Source organism: Streptomyces venezuelae (assembly GCF_008642315.1).
Taxonomy (GTDB): domain Bacteria; phylum Actinomycetota; class Actinomycetes; order Streptomycetales; family Streptomycetaceae; genus Streptomyces; species Streptomyces venezuelae_D.
The window spans coordinates 5,491,269-5,508,118 of sequence record NZ_CP029192.1 but is presented as its reverse complement, the minus strand read 5'-3'; the positions used below and the strand labels follow the sequence as shown (position 1 = coordinate 5,508,118).

At 72.3% G+C, this 16,850-nt stretch carries 14 protein-coding genes; 10 read left to right on the top strand and 4 right to left on the bottom strand.

What is annotated here, in order from left to right; genetic code table 11:
* Positions 1-71 precede the first annotated feature (71 nt).
* The 3 genes from DEJ48_RS24115 to DEJ48_RS39820 all read left to right on the top strand — a co-directional run bounded on the left by DEJ48_RS24115 (position 72) and on the right by DEJ48_RS39820 (position 3,056).
* Positions 72-1,664 (top strand): glycosyltransferase family A protein, encoded by a 1,593-nt coding sequence (locus tag DEJ48_RS24115; RefSeq protein WP_223832511.1) that lies wholly within the window; start codon positions 72-74, stop codon positions 1,662-1,664.
* Positions 1,665-1,752: 88 nt separating this feature from the next.
* Positions 1,753-2,745, top strand: a complete 993-nt coding sequence (gene galE, locus DEJ48_RS24110; protein ID WP_150218211.1) for a UDP-glucose 4-epimerase GalE — start codon at positions 1,753-1,755, stop codon at positions 2,743-2,745.
* 146 nt (positions 2,746-2,891) lie between these two features.
* Positions 2,892-3,056, top strand: coding sequence for a hypothetical protein (locus DEJ48_RS39820; RefSeq protein WP_190537553.1), 165 nt, complete (start codon positions 2,892-2,894; stop codon positions 3,054-3,056).
* Positions 3,057-3,070: 14 nt separating this feature from the next.
* On the opposite strand, the gene DEJ48_RS24105 is transcribed toward DEJ48_RS39820, so the two are convergent.
* Positions 3,071-3,691 (bottom strand): TetR/AcrR family transcriptional regulator, encoded by a 621-nt coding sequence (locus tag DEJ48_RS24105; RefSeq protein ID WP_150218210.1) that lies wholly within the window; start codon positions 3,689-3,691, stop codon positions 3,071-3,073.
* A gap of 127 nt (positions 3,692-3,818) precedes the next feature.
* Here DEJ48_RS24105 and DEJ48_RS24100 point away from each other — a divergent pair, with 127 nt between their 5' ends.
* The 7 genes from DEJ48_RS24100 (at position 3,819) to DEJ48_RS24070 (ending at position 14,026) form a co-directional block, all read left to right on the top strand.
* Complete coding sequence (locus DEJ48_RS24100; RefSeq protein WP_150218208.1) at positions 3,819-4,739, top strand: ABC transporter permease; 921 nt, start codon at positions 3,819-3,821, stop codon at positions 4,737-4,739.
* Positions 4,732-5,529 carry an ABC transporter ATP-binding protein gene (locus DEJ48_RS24095; RefSeq protein WP_150218206.1) on the top strand — a complete coding sequence of 266 codons (798 nt, stop codon included), beginning with the start codon at positions 4,732-4,734 and terminating at the stop codon, positions 5,527-5,529. Before DEJ48_RS24100 ends, DEJ48_RS24095 begins: the two co-directional genes overlap by 8 nt.
* Before the next feature lie 99 nt (positions 5,530-5,628).
* Complete coding sequence (locus tag DEJ48_RS24090) at positions 5,629-9,222, top strand: bifunctional glycosyltransferase family 2 protein/CDP-glycerol:glycerophosphate glycerophosphotransferase (protein WP_150218205.1); 3,594 nt, start codon at positions 5,629-5,631, stop codon at positions 9,220-9,222.
* Positions 9,219-11,504 carry a CDP-glycerol:glycerophosphate glycerophosphotransferase gene (locus tag DEJ48_RS24085; protein WP_150218203.1) on the top strand — a complete coding sequence of 762 codons (2,286 nt, stop codon included), beginning with the start codon at positions 9,219-9,221 and terminating at the stop codon, positions 11,502-11,504. Before DEJ48_RS24090 ends, DEJ48_RS24085 begins: the two co-directional genes overlap by 4 nt.
* Positions 11,501-13,177 carry a glycosyltransferase family 2 protein gene (locus DEJ48_RS24080; RefSeq protein WP_150218201.1) on the top strand — a complete coding sequence of 559 codons (1,677 nt, stop codon included), beginning with the start codon at positions 11,501-11,503 and terminating at the stop codon, positions 13,175-13,177. Before DEJ48_RS24085 ends, DEJ48_RS24080 begins: the two co-directional genes overlap by 4 nt.
* 98 nt (positions 13,178-13,275) lie before the next feature.
* Entirely contained in the window at positions 13,276-13,701 is a 426-nt protein-coding gene (locus tag DEJ48_RS24075; protein WP_150218200.1) for a hypothetical protein, read from the top strand.
* 1 nt (position 13,702) lies between these two features.
* Positions 13,703-14,026, top strand: a complete 324-nt coding sequence (locus DEJ48_RS24070) for a transcriptional regulator (RefSeq protein WP_150218199.1) — start codon at positions 13,703-13,705, stop codon at positions 14,024-14,026.
* Between the two features lie 43 nt (positions 14,027-14,069).
* Here the strand turns inward: DEJ48_RS24070 and DEJ48_RS24065 are convergent, their stop codons facing one another.
* The 3 genes from DEJ48_RS24065 to DEJ48_RS24055 form a co-directional block, all read right to left on the bottom strand.
* Positions 14,070-14,708: a hypothetical protein gene (locus DEJ48_RS24065; protein WP_150218197.1), complete on the bottom strand. Its 639-nt coding sequence runs from the start codon at positions 14,706-14,708 to the stop codon at positions 14,070-14,072.
* 227 nt (positions 14,709-14,935) lie between these two features.
* Entirely contained in the window at positions 14,936-16,201 is a 1,266-nt protein-coding gene (locus tag DEJ48_RS24060; protein WP_150218195.1) for a sensor histidine kinase, read from the bottom strand.
* A gap of 7 nt (positions 16,202-16,208) precedes the next feature.
* A complete protein-coding gene (locus tag DEJ48_RS24055; RefSeq protein WP_263399456.1) occupies positions 16,209-16,841 on the bottom strand; it encodes a response regulator transcription factor in 633 nt (210 codons plus the stop codon).
* Positions 16,842-16,850: the final 9 nt, after the last annotated feature.

Below are 16,850 nucleotides of genomic sequence, written 5' to 3'. Positions count from 1 at the left end.
CTCACCCGAGTGCCCAGAACACCCCTGTCACGAACACGTCCGGCTCCGACGTCTCGGTCGTCTCTGTCGTCGTGATCGGTTACAACGACGCGGCCCACCTCGCGGACGCCGTGCGCTCCGCCCTCGCACAGGGTCCCGCCGTCCACGAGGTGATCGCCGTCGACGACTGCTCGACGGATGCCAGTGCGGAGATCCTGGCCGGACTCGCGGCCGACGACGCGCGCCTGCGCGTGATCCGCAGGGACACCAACAGCGGCGGCTGCGGCACCCCCCGCAACGACGGCATCGACGCCGCCGAGGCCCCGTACCTGATGTTCCTCGACAGTGACGACGTGCTGCCGCCCGGCGCGGTCGACGCGCTGCTCACCGCCGCGCGCAGGCACGGCGCGGAGGTCGCGTCCGGACTCTGCGTGCGCCGCGAGCTGCCCTCCGGGCGCGAGGTGCCCTGGCAGCCGGAGATCTACCGCAAGCCGCAGCTCGTGGCCCGCCCGGAGCTGCGCCCGCGCCTCGTCCACGACACGCTCTGCGTCAACAAGCTCTACCGCACGGCGTTCCTGCGCGAGCACGGCATCCGCTTCCCCGAAGGCCGCTTCGTCTACGAGGACTTCGTCTTCACCGCGCGCATGCTGGCGGCCGCGCCGCGCATCGCCCTCGTCCCCGACACGGTCTACGTGTGGCACGTGCGCCGCGCCGCCACCAACCTGTCGATCTCCCTGGACCGCTCCGACATCGCCAACTGGCAGGGCCGCACGGAGGCGCACCGCCAGTCCGTCGACATCCTGCGGGACGCGCACGGCGCCGGCGGCAAGCGGCTCGCGCGGGCGGCGCGCGCCAAGTTCGTCGACCACAGCCTGCGCATGTACACACGGGAACTCACCGCGCGCGGCAAGGAGTACCGGCGCGAGTGGTGGGGCCTCACACGCGCGTACCTGGCGACGTTCGACGCCGCCGACCTCGACGCGGCCCCCGCGCCGGGCCGGGTCATCGCCCGCGTGATCCTCGCCTCCGACGAGCCGAGGGACCTGAGCCGCCTCAACCAGGTCGCGGCCCGCCCGGCGCGGCTCGCGCCGCCCTACCCTAGGGCGGCCGACGGCACGCCCGTCTGGGCGGCGGACCTCCCGCAGGTCACGCTGGAGCACCTCCTGGTGCGGCCCGTGCGGCTGCTGCCCATCGCCGTCGACGGCGAGCTGCGCCCGGCCCCGGGCGGGTCGCGGCTGACGCTGCGGCTGCACGAGCTGTACGGGCGGGTGGCGGACGCGGGGCCCGCCACGGTCGACGTGGAACTGGTGCACCGGCAGACCGGGGTGCCCGGGATGCGCAGGACGGCGGCGTTCGCGGGCGAGCGGCCGGGGGAGACGTGGACCGCCGAAGTCCTCCTCGACCTCGCCTCCCTCGACAACGCCGTGTGGGACGTCCGTCTGCGGCTCCTCTTCGAGGACGGCACGGCGCGCGACTCGACCGCGCACGCCGTCGCCGGGCCCGGGCTGCTGCGCCGGACGGTGGTGCCGAGCAGGCGGCGCGGGGTGCTGCTCGTCCAGCCGTACGCCACCCAGGCGGGGAACCTCTCCGTGCGGCTCGCCCCCGGCGTGCGGGGCGTGGCGGGCGTCGCCAAGCGGCGGCTGACCCGGCTCCTGCGCTCCGTGCGGGGCGCCGGAGGCCGCTGACGCGCGCCGAACAAGGCCTCTGCGACACTGCACCTCACGCGTACACACGCACACACACGCACTCGCGACAAGACAGGACAAGACGACCATGACCTGGCTGATCACCGGCGGCGCCGGATACATCGGGGCGCACGTCGTCCGCGCCATGACGGAGGCGGGCGAGCGGGCCGTGGTCTACGACGACCTGTCCACCGGCATCGCCGAGCGCGTCCCCGCCGGGGTGCCGCTGGTGACCGGCTCGGTCCTCGACGGCGACCGGCTGCTCCGCACCTTCGCGGAGCACGGGATCACCGGCATCGTGCACCTGGCGGGCAAGAAGCAGGTCGGCGAGTCCGTGGAGCGGCCGCTGCACTACTACCACGAGAACGTGGAGGGCCTGCGGGTCCTGCTGTCGGCGGTGGCCGCGTCGGACGACGTGGCCCACTTCGTCTTCTCCTCGTCCGCGTCCGTCTACGGCATGCCCGACGTCGACCTCGTCACCGAGGAGACGCCGTGCCTGCCGATGAGCCCGTACGGCGAGACGAAGCTGGCCGGCGAGTGGCTGGTCCGCGCGGTGGGCCGCGCCCACGGCCTGACGACGGCGTCCCTGCGCTACTTCAACGTGGCGGGCGCGGCCTCCGCGGACCTCGCCGACACCGGCGTCTTCAACCTGGTCCCGATGGTCTTCGAGAGGCTCACCGCGGGCGAGGCGCCGCGCATCTTCGGCGCGGACTACGCGACGCCGGACGGCACGTGCGTACGGGACTACATCCACGTCGTCGACATCGCCGAGGCCCACGTGGCGACGGCCCGCAGGCTCGCGTCCGCCGCGCCCGGCACGGACCTGACCCTCAACATCGGCCGCGGCGAGGGCGTGTCGGTCCGCGAGATGACGACCCTCATCAACGAGACCACGGGCCACACCACCCCCGCCGAGGTCACGGCCCGCCGCCCCGGCGACCCGGCCCGCGTGGTCGCGTCCGCGGACCGCATCGCCGCGGAACTCGGCTGGTCCGCGAAGCGCGACGTGCGCGACATGATCACGTCGGCGTGGGCGGGCTGGATGCGGCAGCACCCGGAGGCGGCGCGCGGCGACCGCTGAGTCTCCTGGGTCCGATGGTGTAGCCCGCTACACCATCGGCCGGGGTGGACACCCCATCGTGCCGACCGCCCCGCGGCGGACAGAGTGGAGCGCAGCGCAGGCCGCCGCAGGAGGCGCCGGCCGCCCCGCCCGGAAGGCAGCTCCCCATGAAGGCCCTGCTCTGGCTCGTCCTCGCCGCCGCGATCGTCGTCAACGTCTCGACCGGCTTCGCGCTCGACGGTGTACAACAGGTGCTGGTCAGCGTCGCCACGGGCGTCACGGCGCTCGGGGCGGGCGCGTTCCTGGTGCTGACGCGGCGTCGCGGCGCGTAGGACGCCCGGCGGGCTCAGAGCGCCCGCAGCCCCGCCGCCGTGGCCGTCGCGAGCCTCCCCAGGTAGCCCTTGGGGAGGTCGGCCCGCACCACCACCGAGCGCCAGTAGAGCGGCCCCGACAGCAGGTCGAGGGCCAGCTCCTCGTCGATCCCGTCGCGCAGCTCGCCCCGCTCCACCGCGGCCCGCACGATGCCGCTGGCGACGCCGTACTGCCCCTCCCGCAGCGCCTTCTGCAACGCCTCCGCGATCTCCGGATTGCGGGCCGCCTCGGCCTGGAGGTCGGGGATGATCTGCGAGGCGACGGGGTGGCGCAGGGCGCGTGAGGTGACCTCGTACAACAGGCGCAAGTCCCCCTCCAGCGACCCCGTGTCCGGCGCCGGGAGCCCCTGGACCGCTATCGCCGACACCAGGTCGAGCACGAGGTGCAGCTTGGAGCGCCAGCGGCGGTAGACCGCCGTCTTGCCGACGCCCGCGCGGCGCGCGATGCCCTCGATCGACATGCGCGCGTAACCGACGGAGGCCAGTTCCCCGAAGACCGCGGCGCGGATCGCCTCGGTCACGTCCTCACGCAGCACGGCGGCCCCCGCGGGGGCCCTGCGGCGCGGTTGTTCACCTTGCGGCCTGCTCGTCGTCATGCGGACAGCATAAAGCGCGACGACGATACGGTTGCGTTCCGACGTACCGACGTCCTACTCTCGGCGTTGCGACGATACGGGCCCGTCCCGACGTCAGCCCCAGCCTCCCCGAGCGAAAGCAACGGACGTGAGCCAGGCCCTCGACGCACCGCCCCACACGGCGCACCCCGCCGAACCGACCCTCTCCCCCGCCGACCTCGCCGCCCTCCACGGCCTGACCGTCAGCGGCGCCCGCCCCTCCCTGCCCGCCTACGTACGGCAGCTGTGGCAGCGCCGCCACTTCATCACCGCCTTCGCGACGGCCAAGCTGACGGCCCAGTACAGCCAGGCCAAGCTCGGCCAGGTCTGGCAGGTGATGACCCCGCTCCTGAACGCGGCGGTCTACTACTTCATCTTCGGCGTGCTGATGAACACCAAGCGGGATGTGGAGGACTACGTCCCGTTTCTCGTCACCGGCGTCTTCGTCTTCACGTTCACCCAGCAGTCCGTGATGGCGGGCACCCGCGCGATCTCGGGCAGCCTCGGCCTGGTCCGCGCCCTGCACTTCCCGCGCGCCTCGCTGCCGATCTCGTACTGCCTGCAGCAGCTCCAGCAGCTGCTGTTCTCCATGTGCGCGCTCTTCGTGATCCTGCTCTGCTTCGGCGTGCCGCCCACCGCCTCCTGGCTGCTGGTGCTCCCGGTCCTCGCGCTGCAGTTCACGTTCAACACCGGCCTGGCGCTCGTCATGGCGCGGCTCGGCAGCACGACGCCGGACATCGCGCAGCTGATGCCGTTCGTGCTGCGGACCTGGATGTACGTGTCCGGGGTGATGTGGAGCATCGACGCCGTCCTCAAGGACCAGCATCTGCCGCACGCCGTGCAGGTGCTCCTGGAATCCAACCCGGCGGCCGTGTACATCGACCTCATGAGGTTCGCGCTGATCGACAGCTTCCAACGCGACCAGCTCCCGCACCACGTGTGGGCCTGGGCCCTCGGCTGGGCCCTGCTCGCCGGCATCGGCGGGTTCATCTACTTCTGGAAGGCAGAGGAGACGTACGGCCGTGGCTGAGACCAGGAACGACAGCGCCCCCACCGTCATCGTCGACGACGTCGACATCGTCTACCGCGTGCACGGCACCGGCGCGGGCCGCGGCACCGCCACCGCCGCGCTCAACCGGATCATCGGGGGCCGGAAGAAGACCGAGGCGCGGGCGGGCGTGCGCAAGGTGCACGCCGTGAAGAAGGTGTCGTTCACCGCGCACAAGGGCGAGGCCATCGGCCTGATCGGCACGAACGGCTCCGGCAAGTCGACGCTGCTCAAGGCCGTCGCGGGGCTCCTGCCCGTCGAGAACGGCCGCATCTTCACCCACGGCCAGCCGTCCCTGCTCGGCGTGAACGCGGCGATGATGAACGACCTGACCGGCGAGCGCAACGTACGCCTCGGCGGGCTCGCGATGGGCATGAGCCGCGAGCAGGTCCAGGAGCGCTACGACGGCATCGTCGACTTCTCCGGCATCAACGAGAAGGGCGACTTCATCACGCTCCCGATGCGCACGTACTCCTCCGGTATGGCCGCCCGCCTGCGGTTCTCCATCGCTGCCGCCAAGGACCACGACGTCCTGCTCATCGACGAGGCCCTCGCCACCGGCGACCGCTCCTTCCAGAAGCGCTCGGAGTCCCGCATCCGCGAGCTGCGCAAGCGCGCGGGCACGGTCTTCCTGGTCAGCCACAACAACAAGTCGATCCGCGACACCTGCGACCGCGTGCTGTGGCTGGAGCGGGGCGAGCTGCGCATGGACGGGCCGACGGCGGAGGTCCTGAAGGAGTACGAGAGCTTCACGGGCGGCGGGAAGGGGTAGGCGCGCACGCCTGGCGGACCCCAAGGGTCGTATCCCTTTTGTCGCATCAATACGCAGATCCTTACACTATGGGAGCGTTTAGCAACAGAAGGAGTACGCGTGCAGCCACGGCTGAGTGTTGTCGTCCCCGTCTACAACGTCGAGCTCTACCTCGACGAGTGCCTGGAGTCCCTGGCCGCACAGACGTTCCAGGACTTCGAAGTGATCATGGTCGACGACGGGTCGACGGACGGCAGCGCTGCCATCGCCGAGGCCTTCGCGGCGGCGGATCCGCGGTTCCGCCTGATATCCCAGGAGAACAAGGGCCTGGGCGCGGCGCGCAACACGGGCGTACGGGAGATGTCCCCCGGCAGCGAGTACCTCGCGTTCGTGGACAGTGACGACACCCTGCCCACGACGGCGTACGCGCTGATGATCGAGACGCTCGACGAGACGGGCTCGGACTTCGCGGCGGGCAACGTGACCCGCTTCCGCTCCGCCGGACACGTCCAGTCGCCCGTCCACCGCGTGCCCTTCGCCGCGACCCGGCTCCGCACCCACGTGTCGAGGTTCCGGCCGCTGCTCACCGACCGCACCGCGTGGAACAAGGTCTACCGCCGCTCCTTCTGGGAGCGGCACTCGTTCGCGTACCCGGAAGCCATGCTCTACGAGGACGCGCCCGTCAGCGTCCCCTCGCACTACCTCGCCGAGTCCGTGGACGTCCTGAGCGAGCCGATCTACAACTGGCGCGAGCGCGAGATCGGCGAACGGTCCATCACGCAGAACCGCACCAACCCGCAGGGCCTGATCGACCGCGTGAGGTCGATCCGCATGGTCCGCGACTTCATGCTGGCCCGCGTCGGGGACGACCCGATGTACGCCGAGCACCTGAAGGTGTACGACAACAACGCGCTCGCCGAGGAGATCCCCCTCTTCTGGAAGGTGCTGCCCGGCTCCGACGCCGCCTACCAGGAGGCGTTCCTGGAGCACGTGGGCCGCCTGGTCCGCGAGATCGGGCAGGACGCGGTGCGGGCGCTGCACGTGCCGCACAAGCTGAAGCTGTATTTGACCGTGCACCGGCGCATGGACGAGCTGATCGCCCAGCTGGAGTTCGAGAAGGAGCACCCCGGCTCGATCCCCGTCTCCGGGACGCTGCACCCCAAGGCCGACTACCCCTTCCTCGACCCGGCCTCCCCCGTGCCGGACGCCGTCCTCCGCCTCGACCAGGAACTGCGGCTGCGCAGCCGCCTCGACGAGGCCGCCTGGCACGACGGCAAGCTGTGGCTCTCCGGCTGGGCGTTCGCGCGCCAGCTCGGCGCCGAGTCGCGGAGCAAGGCAATGAAGTCGCTCATCCTGAAGGAGAAGGGCAGCCGCCGCACGGTCCTCGTACCCGCGCGCAGCCACCTCGACGCCGAGGCGACGGTGGCCTCCGGCGCCGAGTTCCGGCACGCCGACTGGGCGGGCTTCGGCGCGACGGTGAACCCGTCACGGCTGCGGCACCGCGGCACGTGGGTCGACGGGGTCTGGTACGTGCGGATCGCGGTGGCCGGCACGGGTTCGACGCCCCGGCGCGGTCCGCTGTACGGGGCCGGTACGGGGTCCGGGCAGACGCCGCCCGCGCACTGGGTGACCGAGGACGTGCGGGTGGCCCCGCAGATCCAGGACGGCGAGCTGGCGATCCGCGTGGAGACGGCGCACGCGCGCGCCCTGGAGGTCCGCGCGGAGGGCTCCCACCTCGTCGTCCGCGGCATCCTGCGCACGGCCCCCGAGGGCACGGCCCGCCTGCGCCTGCGCATGCGCGAGTCCGGCACGATCCTGACGGCGCCCCTGACCCTCGGCGTCCCGCACGAGGGCCGCGTCCCCTTCACGGCCCACGTCGACACGGCGGCCCTGACGGACATCCGCACCAACCACGAACGCCTCCGCCCCACCCAGGCAGAACGCTCCATAGCCCGCTGGGACATGTCGATCGAGGTCGTCGACGCCTCCGGCGACGAGCCCACGTCGACCCGTCTCGCCCTCATCCTGGACGACAGGGAAGGCTTCTCCGGCGCCCAGTTCACGCAGGCGGACCCCACCAGAACGGTCTACGCACGCCGTAGCCCCGGCGGCTACCTCCAGTTCTGCGACCAGCCCGTCCAGCCCCTCGTCGACCACGTCACCGTCGCCCCCGACGGCACCGTCGCCCTCACCGGCAGCTACCCGGCCCAGGGCACGCACGCCCTGGAGCTCGTGCTCCGCCAGACCTGGTCGGGCCACGAGTACACGTTCCCGGCGAAGGCCGCGGACGGTCGCTTCGAGGCCCGCTTCGTGCCCGCCCCCACCCACCGCCACGCGGGGGAGACCCCGCTCCGAGCGGGCTTCTGGTGGCCCTCGGTCCAGAAGCCGGACGGCTCCCGCACAGCCGTGCAGCTCGCCCCGCCCGTCCACGGCGACCTCCCCCTGGAGGTGGAGGCGCACGGCAAACGCATCGAGCTGCAGGCCCGCCAGTACGACCAGCTCGCCCTGATGGCCCACTCCGAGCTGCGCCCCGAAGAACGCAGCCGCCACCGCCAGACCCGCCTGCGCACGGAGGCCTACCCGGCCGCCCGCCACGAGCCGCTGCGCGAGGCCGTCCTGTACGACGTGTTCGGCGGCCGCATGTACGGCGACTCGCCGCGTGCCATCCACGAGGAGATGGTCCGCCGCGCCCTGCCCGTCGACCACCTGTGGGTCGTCAAGGACGGCCAGTGCGAGGTCCCGGCGACCGCGAAAGCCGTCCGCGTGCACAGCCCCGAGTACTACGAGGCGATGGCCCGCTCCCGCTACATCGTCGGCAACACGCACTTCCCGCGCTGGCTGGAGCGCCGCGAGGGCCAGCAGATCGTCCAGACCTGGCACGGCACCCCGCTCAAGCGCATCGGCTTCGACTTCGACAACGACCACTTCGCGAGCACCCAGTACCTCCAGGACCTGGACCGCGAGCGCCACCAGTGGACGATGCTGCTCTCCCCGAACAAGTTCAGCACCCCGATCATGCGCAGCGCCTTCCGGTTCGGCGGCGACGTGGACGGCGAGCTCCTGGAGGCCGGCTACCCCCGCAACGACGTGCTGCTCGCCCCCGACCGCGCCAAGCGCGCCGACAAGGTGCGCCGCGCGCTCGGCCTGCCCGACGGCAAGAAGGTCGTCCTGTACGCGCCGACGTGGCGCGAGGACAAGCAGCGCCACCGCGGCGGTTTCCTGCTCGACCTGCGCATCGACCTGGCGAAGGCCCGCGCCGAGCTGGGCGACGACCACGTCCTGCTCGTCCGGCCGCACGCGCACATCGTGGAGCCGGTGCCGGGCGCGGGCGACGGTTTCGTGTGGGACGTCGCGAGCTACCCGGACATCATGGATCTGCTCCTGATCGCCGACGTCCTCGTCACCGACTACTCCTCGGTGATGTTCGACTTCGCGGTGACGGGCCGTCCGATGCTGTTCTTCACGTACGACCTGGAGCACTACCGGGACCGGCTGCGCGGCTTCTACTTCGACTTCGAGAAGCGCGCGCCGGGCCCGCTGGTCCCCACCTCGGACGAGCTGATCGCCGCGCTGAAGGACATCGACGCGACGAGCGCGCCGTACGCCGAGGCGTACGACGCGTTCCGCGCCGAGTTCTGCGACCTGGACGACGGCGGGGCCGCGGCCCGCGTCGTCGACCGGATGCTCGCCCACCGGGGGGCGAGCACCGCATGAGCACACGGAAGGGGGGCACCGCCGTGCCCGAGCAGGGTGAGAGCACCGGACCGACGCGGGATGCCGGGGCCGACGCCGGACCCGAGCTGAGCGTCGTCGTCCACGGCCGCAACGTCCAGGGCCACCTGGGCGCCTGCCTGGACGCCCTCGCCGCGCAGGCGTCACCCGGCGTCGAGGTGATCGTCGCCGCGGTCGGCGCCTCCGCGCAGGCCGCCGCCACGGACCGGCCCGGCGTCACCGTCGTCCCGCTGCCCGAGGGCACGGGCGACGGCGCGGCCCGCACCGCGGGCGCCGAGCGGGCGGGCGGCCGCTGGCTGCACTTCGTGCACAGCAAGGACAGCGTGCCGACGGGCGCCCCGCGTGCCGTCGCCGACCGCGTCACCGAGGTACCGGCGGGCGTCGACGTCCTGTGCGTCGACCACGTCCGCACCACCTGGCGCCACCGGGGCATGCCGAGCCCCGACGGCAAGCACCTCGCCAAGCAGGGCCGCCGCGACCTGCCGCTCGCGGACTGCCCGAACCTCCTGAAGGTCACCCCGCTGCTCGGCAACCGCGTGCTGCGCGCCGACTTCTGGCGGGCGCACCGCGCCGAACTGGCGGTGGACGACGAGACGTTCGCCGCGTACGCCGCACTGCTCCTCGCCGACCGCGTCGCGACGCTCGACCAAGTGGCTCTCAATGTACGGGAGTTGAGGTCCGAGAGTCTCCCGAAGGGCGCCCCCGAGGAGCGCTACGCAGTCATCGACCGCTACGAGTCGCTCCTCTCCCTCGCCGCCGAACGCGGCCTGCCCACGGCGCCGCGCGCCGCGCTCTACGACGTGATGGTCGGCGACTGCCTGCGCGTCGTCGCCCGCGAGCAGCTGCCGGACCCGGTCCGCAGGGAGTTCTTCCACCGCGCGTCGAAGGCCGCCGTCGCCCGGCGCCCCGAGGGTCATCAGCATCCGGGCGGCCTGGAGGGCGTGCGGCGCCGCCTCCTCGAAGAGGACGCGTACACGAAGTACCGCACGTTCCAGACGGCGAACCAGCAGCGGCGCAAGCTGCGGTCCGCGGTCGTCTCGCGCAAGCACAAGGTGGGCAAGAAGGTCCGCGACCTGCGCTACCGCAGGGCGCTCGAACGTCCCGTCGACCCGAACCTCGCCGTGTTCACGGCGTACTGGGACCGGGGCGTGGCCTGCAATCCGGCGGCGGTCGCCGCGAAGCTCGCCGAACTCGCCCCGCACATCCACGCGGTATGGGTCGTCTCGGCGGCGAACGTGCCCCTCCTCCCGCCCGGCACCGACCACGTGGTGCCCGGCACGCGCCGCTACTGGGAGGTGATGGCGCGCGCCAAGTACCTGGTGAACAACGCCAACTTCCCCAACGCGATCGTGAAGCGCCCCGACTCGGTGCACCTCCAGACGCACCACGGCACGCCCCTGAAGCGCATGGGCCTGGACCAGCTCGACTACCCGGCCGCCGCGAAGGGCCTCAACTTCCACGACCTGCTGGCCCGTGTCGACCGCTGGGACTACAGCGTCTCCGCGAACGGCCACTCCACGGAGATGTGGGAGCGCGCCTACCCCTCGCACTACACCTCGCTGGACTACGGCTACCCGCGCAACGACGTGTACTACAGCGCGACCGCCGCCGACATCCGCGCGATCCGCGAGAGGCTCGGCATCGCGCCGGGCAAGCGCGCGATCCTCTACGCGCCCACCCACCGCGACTACGAGGCGGCCTGGACCCCGCGCCTCGACCTCGCGACGCTCGCCGACCGCCTCGGCGAGGACACCGTGCTCCTGGTCCGCGGCCACTACTTCTACGGCGGCGCGGCGTCCCCGCTGGCCGGCCTGCGCAAGAGCGGCCGGGTCATCGACGTGTCGTCGTACGACCCCGTGGAGGAGCTCGCGCTCGCGGCGGACGCACTCATCACGGACTACTCGTCGATCATGTTCGACTACGCCAACTTGGACCGCCCGATCGTCATCTACGCCGACGACTGGGAGACGTACGCGACGACGCGCGGCGTGTACTTCGACCTGATGGCCGAGGCACCGGGCAAGGTGGCGCGCACGCAGGAGGAGCTGACGGAGCTGCTCACCACCGACGCGTGGCACGACGAGCCGGCGGCCAAGGCCCGCCGTGCCTTCCGGCACCGCTTCTGCGAGTACGACGACGGGCGCGCGGCCGAGCGGGTCGTACGCCGCGTCTTCCTCGGCGAGAGCGAGGAGTCCCTGCCGCCCGTCACGCCGGTCGACGAGCGCACCCCGGCACCGACGCCCGAGGAGGCGACCCAGCGATGACCACCACTCCCGACGTCACCGTGACGGTGATCGTCTACAACGACGCGGAACGCCTCCCGCGCGCCGTCGCCTCGCTGCGCCGCCAGACGCACGAGAACATCGAGATCATCATCAGCGACGACCACTCGACGGACAACACGCCCGAGGTGGCACGTCAGTTGGCGTCGGAGGACGACCGCGTCAGCTACCTCCGCCTCCCCGAGAACAGCGGCGGTTGCAGCGCGCCGCGCAACCGCGCCCTTGAGATCGCGCGCGCCCCGTTCCTGATGTTCCTGGACAGCGACGACGAACTCCCGGAGCGCGCGGTCGAATTGCTCCTGGCCGCGCACCGCGAGCGGGAGGTGGACTTCGTGATGGGCGCGGTGGAACGCGTGCGCGTCGACACGGGCCGCACCTCCACGTGGATGCCGCACCTGGTCGCCGAGCGGCGCACGGTGGAGGGCATCGAGGCGGAACCGGCCTTGCTCTTCGAGCACTTGTCGACGAGCAAGATGTACCGTCGCACGTTCCTGGACCGGAACGACCTCCGCTTCCCGGAGGGCATCCACTACGAGGACCAGCTGTTCTCGGCGCAGGCGTACTGCCTCGCGAAGGCGTTCACGGTCATCCCCGACCCCGTCTACCGCTGGTACATCGCCCCCTACGAGGCGGCGGAGTCGGCCTCGATCTCCAACCAGCGCCACAAGCTGACGAACGTCCGCGACCGCATCCACGTCCAGCGCCTCATAGACGCGTTCCTCGTGTCGAGCGGCCACGAGGCCGTCCGTGAGGCCAAGGACTACAAGTTCCTGAAGCACGACTTCCGGATGTACGCGGGCGACCTGCCGTTCCGGGACGAGGAGTGGCTGACGGGCTTCGCGGAGATCGTGAACCCGTATCTGGCGGAGCTGTCCCCCGGCGCGTACGCCCGCCTCCCCCGGGCCGAACGTGTCGTACTCCGCCTGGTGCAGGACGGCCGCCTCGGTGAGGCCCAGTTGGCGGCGAGGGGCCTGGGCCACGGAGTGGCACCACGCGAAACGACGCCGGACTCCTCCGGCCACGTCTACTGGGGCCCGTACGTCCCCGAGTCCGCGGCCTCCCGCGGGGAGCTCGACGTCACGGACCTGGGCCTGGACTCCCGCCCCTTCGCCAGCGCGCAGTTCCGCCACGAGATCACACGCGTGGAGCGTGGGCCCGGGGCCACGGTCGTCCTCTCCGTCCGCACGTACGACCCGGGCCTGCGCCTACCGGTCGGCCCCCAGGTGGCCACGCTCCTCCTGGCCCCCGGCCGCCGCCGCATGAAGACCCCGTTCCGCCTGGACCCGGTCCGCCCCGGCGTCTTCGAGGGCACGGCCCGCCTGGACCTGTCGGCGGCGCCGCTCCCCCTCAACGGCTTCGCAGGCACCCGCCACCCGGTCCTCCAGCTGACCTCCGGCCAACTCCGCAACACGGCCCTGCTCCTGGCCCCGCTCACTTTCCCCACGCTCAGGGCCCGCGTCGACTACCGGGGCGGCGTACTCCCCCACGAGGTCACGGTCGAGCCGGAGGGCCGCGCATCGGGCCGCCTCCAGCTCCGCTGGACCCCGGTGGGCGTGACGTCCCGCGTCATACGTCCGCTGGCCCGCAAGGCGGGGGCGAAGGCGGGCTCACGGGTCCGCCGTGCGGCACGACTGGCGGCGAGTCTGGCGCGCTGATCTCGCCGCGCTCGGCCGTGCGGGACGCCCCGCGCGGCCGAGCCTGTCGACATGCCAACCAGTTGCACTTTGTGCAAGTAGATGGAAAAGTTGCAGCCATGATGCACGATGAGCCCCGCACCGACCCCGCCGACCAGCTGGCGGTGATCGACTCCGCCCCCGACCTGTCGCGCTCCGCCTCCGTCGGCGAACGCGTCACCGGCGTCATCACGCTCGTGGCCCTCTACGGCGGCCTCGTCGTCAGCCTGGAGAGCGACCTGCCGCCCGTGGCGGGGGCCGCCGTGTTCGTCGCGGCCACGATGCTGCTGCTCACCTGGAACGGACACCACGACGGTGCGGCAAGGCGGCGCCCCCACACCAAGGTGGAAATGGCCGTCCGTTTCTGCGGCGTCGTCTTCCTCTGCATGCCGGGCGCGGAGCTGATTTTCGACGAGGGGTCCGACTCGCTCACCGGCCACCTGATCTCGGCCGCGCTCCCCACCGCCGCGGCCGCGGTCTACTTCCTGCTGCGCTGGAGGCGGTGAGGTGGCCGACGACACGGCGGCGAGGCCGCCCAGGGAGGCCCTGGCCAACCTCATCCACTCCCCGAACCGGCTGGCCATCATCGCCGTCCTCAACCGGGTCCAGCACGTCGCCTTCGCCGAACTCCGCGACAGCCTGCACCTGACGACCCCCGAACTGTCCCGGCAGATCGCGATCCTGGAGAAGGAGGGGATGGTGGAGGTGGCGAAGCTGCGCGTCAAACGCGTCCCCGTCACCCACGTCCGCCTCTCCGACTCGGGGCGCGAGCGGTTCACGGCGTACCTGGCCGATCTGCGCGCCATCGTGGAGGGCGGGGGCGGGAACTGACGGTTGACCCGTCAAGCCCCGCCCCCCATTCAGATCATCGCCGTCAGGCGGCCGGCGCGAAGGACGCGGCGTCGCGGCCCGCGAAGGAGACCGGCACGAAGCCTTCCGAGCCCACCGGCCCCTCCTGCGCTCCCGGCTGCTGCGGGGCGGCCCAGATGCAGCCGATGGCGGCCACGGCGAGCGCGGTGGCCATCCCCGCGACACCGCCCTTGCCCGCGATCTTGATGCCCCGCTTGGCCGCCTCCTTCAGCCCGATCTCGGCGACCTTGCGCCAGTTCTTCTTCTCGATGTGGTGCTTGACCTTGTCGACGACGCCCTGCACGCCACCCAGGCCGACCGCGGCCATCAGGCACGACGCGTAGGAACGCTGCACGCCCTCCGGGGTGTCCAGGTCGCCGTTCGGGAAGTAGACGCTCAGCGCGTCGGCGAGCTCGGTGCCGAACTTCGCCTTCGTGGCCTCGTAGTCGAACTTGCCGTCGGCGTCGAGGTGTTCGCCCTTGTCGAGCGCGTCCAGGTGGTGGGCGAGCTCGTCGATCTGGGCCTCGGTGACCTGCTCGGCGCGGACGGACTCGCGGTCCGCCCCGGAGCCGGCCGCGAAGGCCTGCGACACGCCCGTGACGCCGACGGACAGGGCCACGAGGCCGGAGACGGTGACGGCGCCCATGCGCGTACGCTTGTTCATCTGTGCTTGCTCCCTCGGGTGTCAGCGCGCGAAGGGGGCGGAGCCGTGGCGATGCCCGGCCTGCGAAACCTCGGTCTCGCCCGGCTTCCCCCTGGGCACAGCTGATCCGGCCGCCTGGTCACGGCCACCGGATGACTGGTGTGAATGCGCCCTCCCCACGGCCTTGGTCTGGACCTTGGGCGGGGCGGCATGAACGTATCGCTCCCTGAAGGTCACACCCAAGCTCTCTATGTCCCCTTTTCCGGGCACATCTCACCTTGGTCCGGTTCATTCAGACAGGTGGCGGGGGAGGCCGGAACTCCGCCGGGTGGCGGGGGTGGTGAGACGGTCCGCCGGACGGCGGAGGCGTCGAGGAAGGGTAGTTCGGCCTGGACGGTGAAGCCGCCGTCCGCCGTGCGGCCGGTGTGCACCGTGCCGCCCAGAAGGGCCGCCCGTTCCCGCAGGCCGGTCAGACCGTGCCCTGCGGACGCGCGACGCCCACGCTCCGTCGGCGGGGCCCACGCGCCGCCGCTCGCCGGGCCGTTGGTGACCTCGACCGTCAGGGTGCCGGATGCAGCGCCGCCGGAGATCACGATGTCGACGGCGCTGCCCGGCGCGTGCTTGGCCGCGTTGGTCAGGCACTCCTGCACGGTACGGAAGACGGCGTGCTCCGTCTCGGGCGAGGGCGGCGGCGACGTCGCCAACACATACTCGGTGCGCACCGGGAGACCGGTGGCCGCCACGAGGGCGGGCAGCTCGGCGAGCCCCGCCGTCGTACCGCCTCCCGACCGTCCGTCCCCCGCCCCGCCGCCGCCGGTCGGTGCGCGCAGGACCCCCAGCATGTCCCGCAGTTCGTCGAGCGTCCTGCTGCTCAGCTCCCCGATGCGCTCCCCGGCCCCGCGCGCCTCGTCGTCCCGCGACGTCAGCGCGAGCACGCCTGCCTCCATGGCGATCAGATTCACCTGGTGGGAGACGACGTCGTGCATCTCCCGCGCCACCCGCGCCCGTTCGGCGGCGATGGCGCTCGCCGCCGCCTGCGCGCGTTCCTGCTCGCGGACCGCGTTCAGCTCCACCAGGCGTTCGGCGAGTTCGCGCCGGGTGCGGGCCAGCCTGCCGAGGACGGTGGGGCCGATGCTGAACAGGGCGGGGCCCAGCCCGACCGTGGCCCAATCGTGGGCGCTCCAGGCGCGCGCCTCGGCGTGGGAGGAAGGGGCGGCGGCGGACAGGAACATCGCCGCGGCACACCCGTAGGCGACGGCGCGGCCGGGCAGTGCTGCGGCGGCGGTGCCGAGGGCGAACATCGGCGCCAGCCACAGGTAGCCGCTCGCGGCGGCGGGGATCGCGGCGAGCACGACGGGGAGTGGCCACCGTCGGCGTACCGCGAGCGCCGCCACGGCCAGCAGGTAGGAGGCGGTGACGGCGGGGCCGACCCCGTCGGGGACGGTCACCAGCTCCGCCGCGGCCACGGCGACGACCCCGGCGTCCACCGCCCGGCCCGGAAGTCGGAACCTCACGTCGGCGTCATCCGGCCGAGCGCGCCAGTACCGCGGCCTGGATGCGGTTGCTCGCGCCGAGCTTGGCGAGCACGGAGCTGACGTGGTCCTTCACCGTGGAGCGACTCAGGAGCAGCCGCTCGGCGATCTGGGCGTTCGTCATCCCGGTGGCGAGCAGGTCGAGTACGTCACGCTCGCGGCCGGTCAGCGCGCCGCGCCCGGGAGCGCGGTCGGCAGCCGCCCCACGCCCCGGTCCCGGTGGCGGGGGCGTCGCGCGCAGCGAGCGCATGACCCGCGAGGAGAGGGCGCTGCCGCCCGCCGCGAGCAGCAGCACGCCGGGTACGAGTTCGCGTGCGGCGGCGTCTTTGAGGAAGAACCCGGCGGCACCGGCGGCCAGCGCATCGGCCACGTTCCCGTCGGTCCCGAACCCGGTCAGCATCGCCACCACGGGCGGCGCGTCGAGCCGGCGCAGGGCGCGCAGGACGCTCAGCCCGTCGAGGTCCGGCATCTGGATGTCGACGAGCGCCACGTCGGGCCGGTGGAGCGCCGCCTGTTCCAGCGCTTCGGCGCCGTCGCACACCGCGGAGACGGTGATGCTCCCGGAGCTCTCCAGGATGCGCTGGAGGCCGTACCGCAGCAGCTTGTCATCGTCGACGACCATGACACTCAC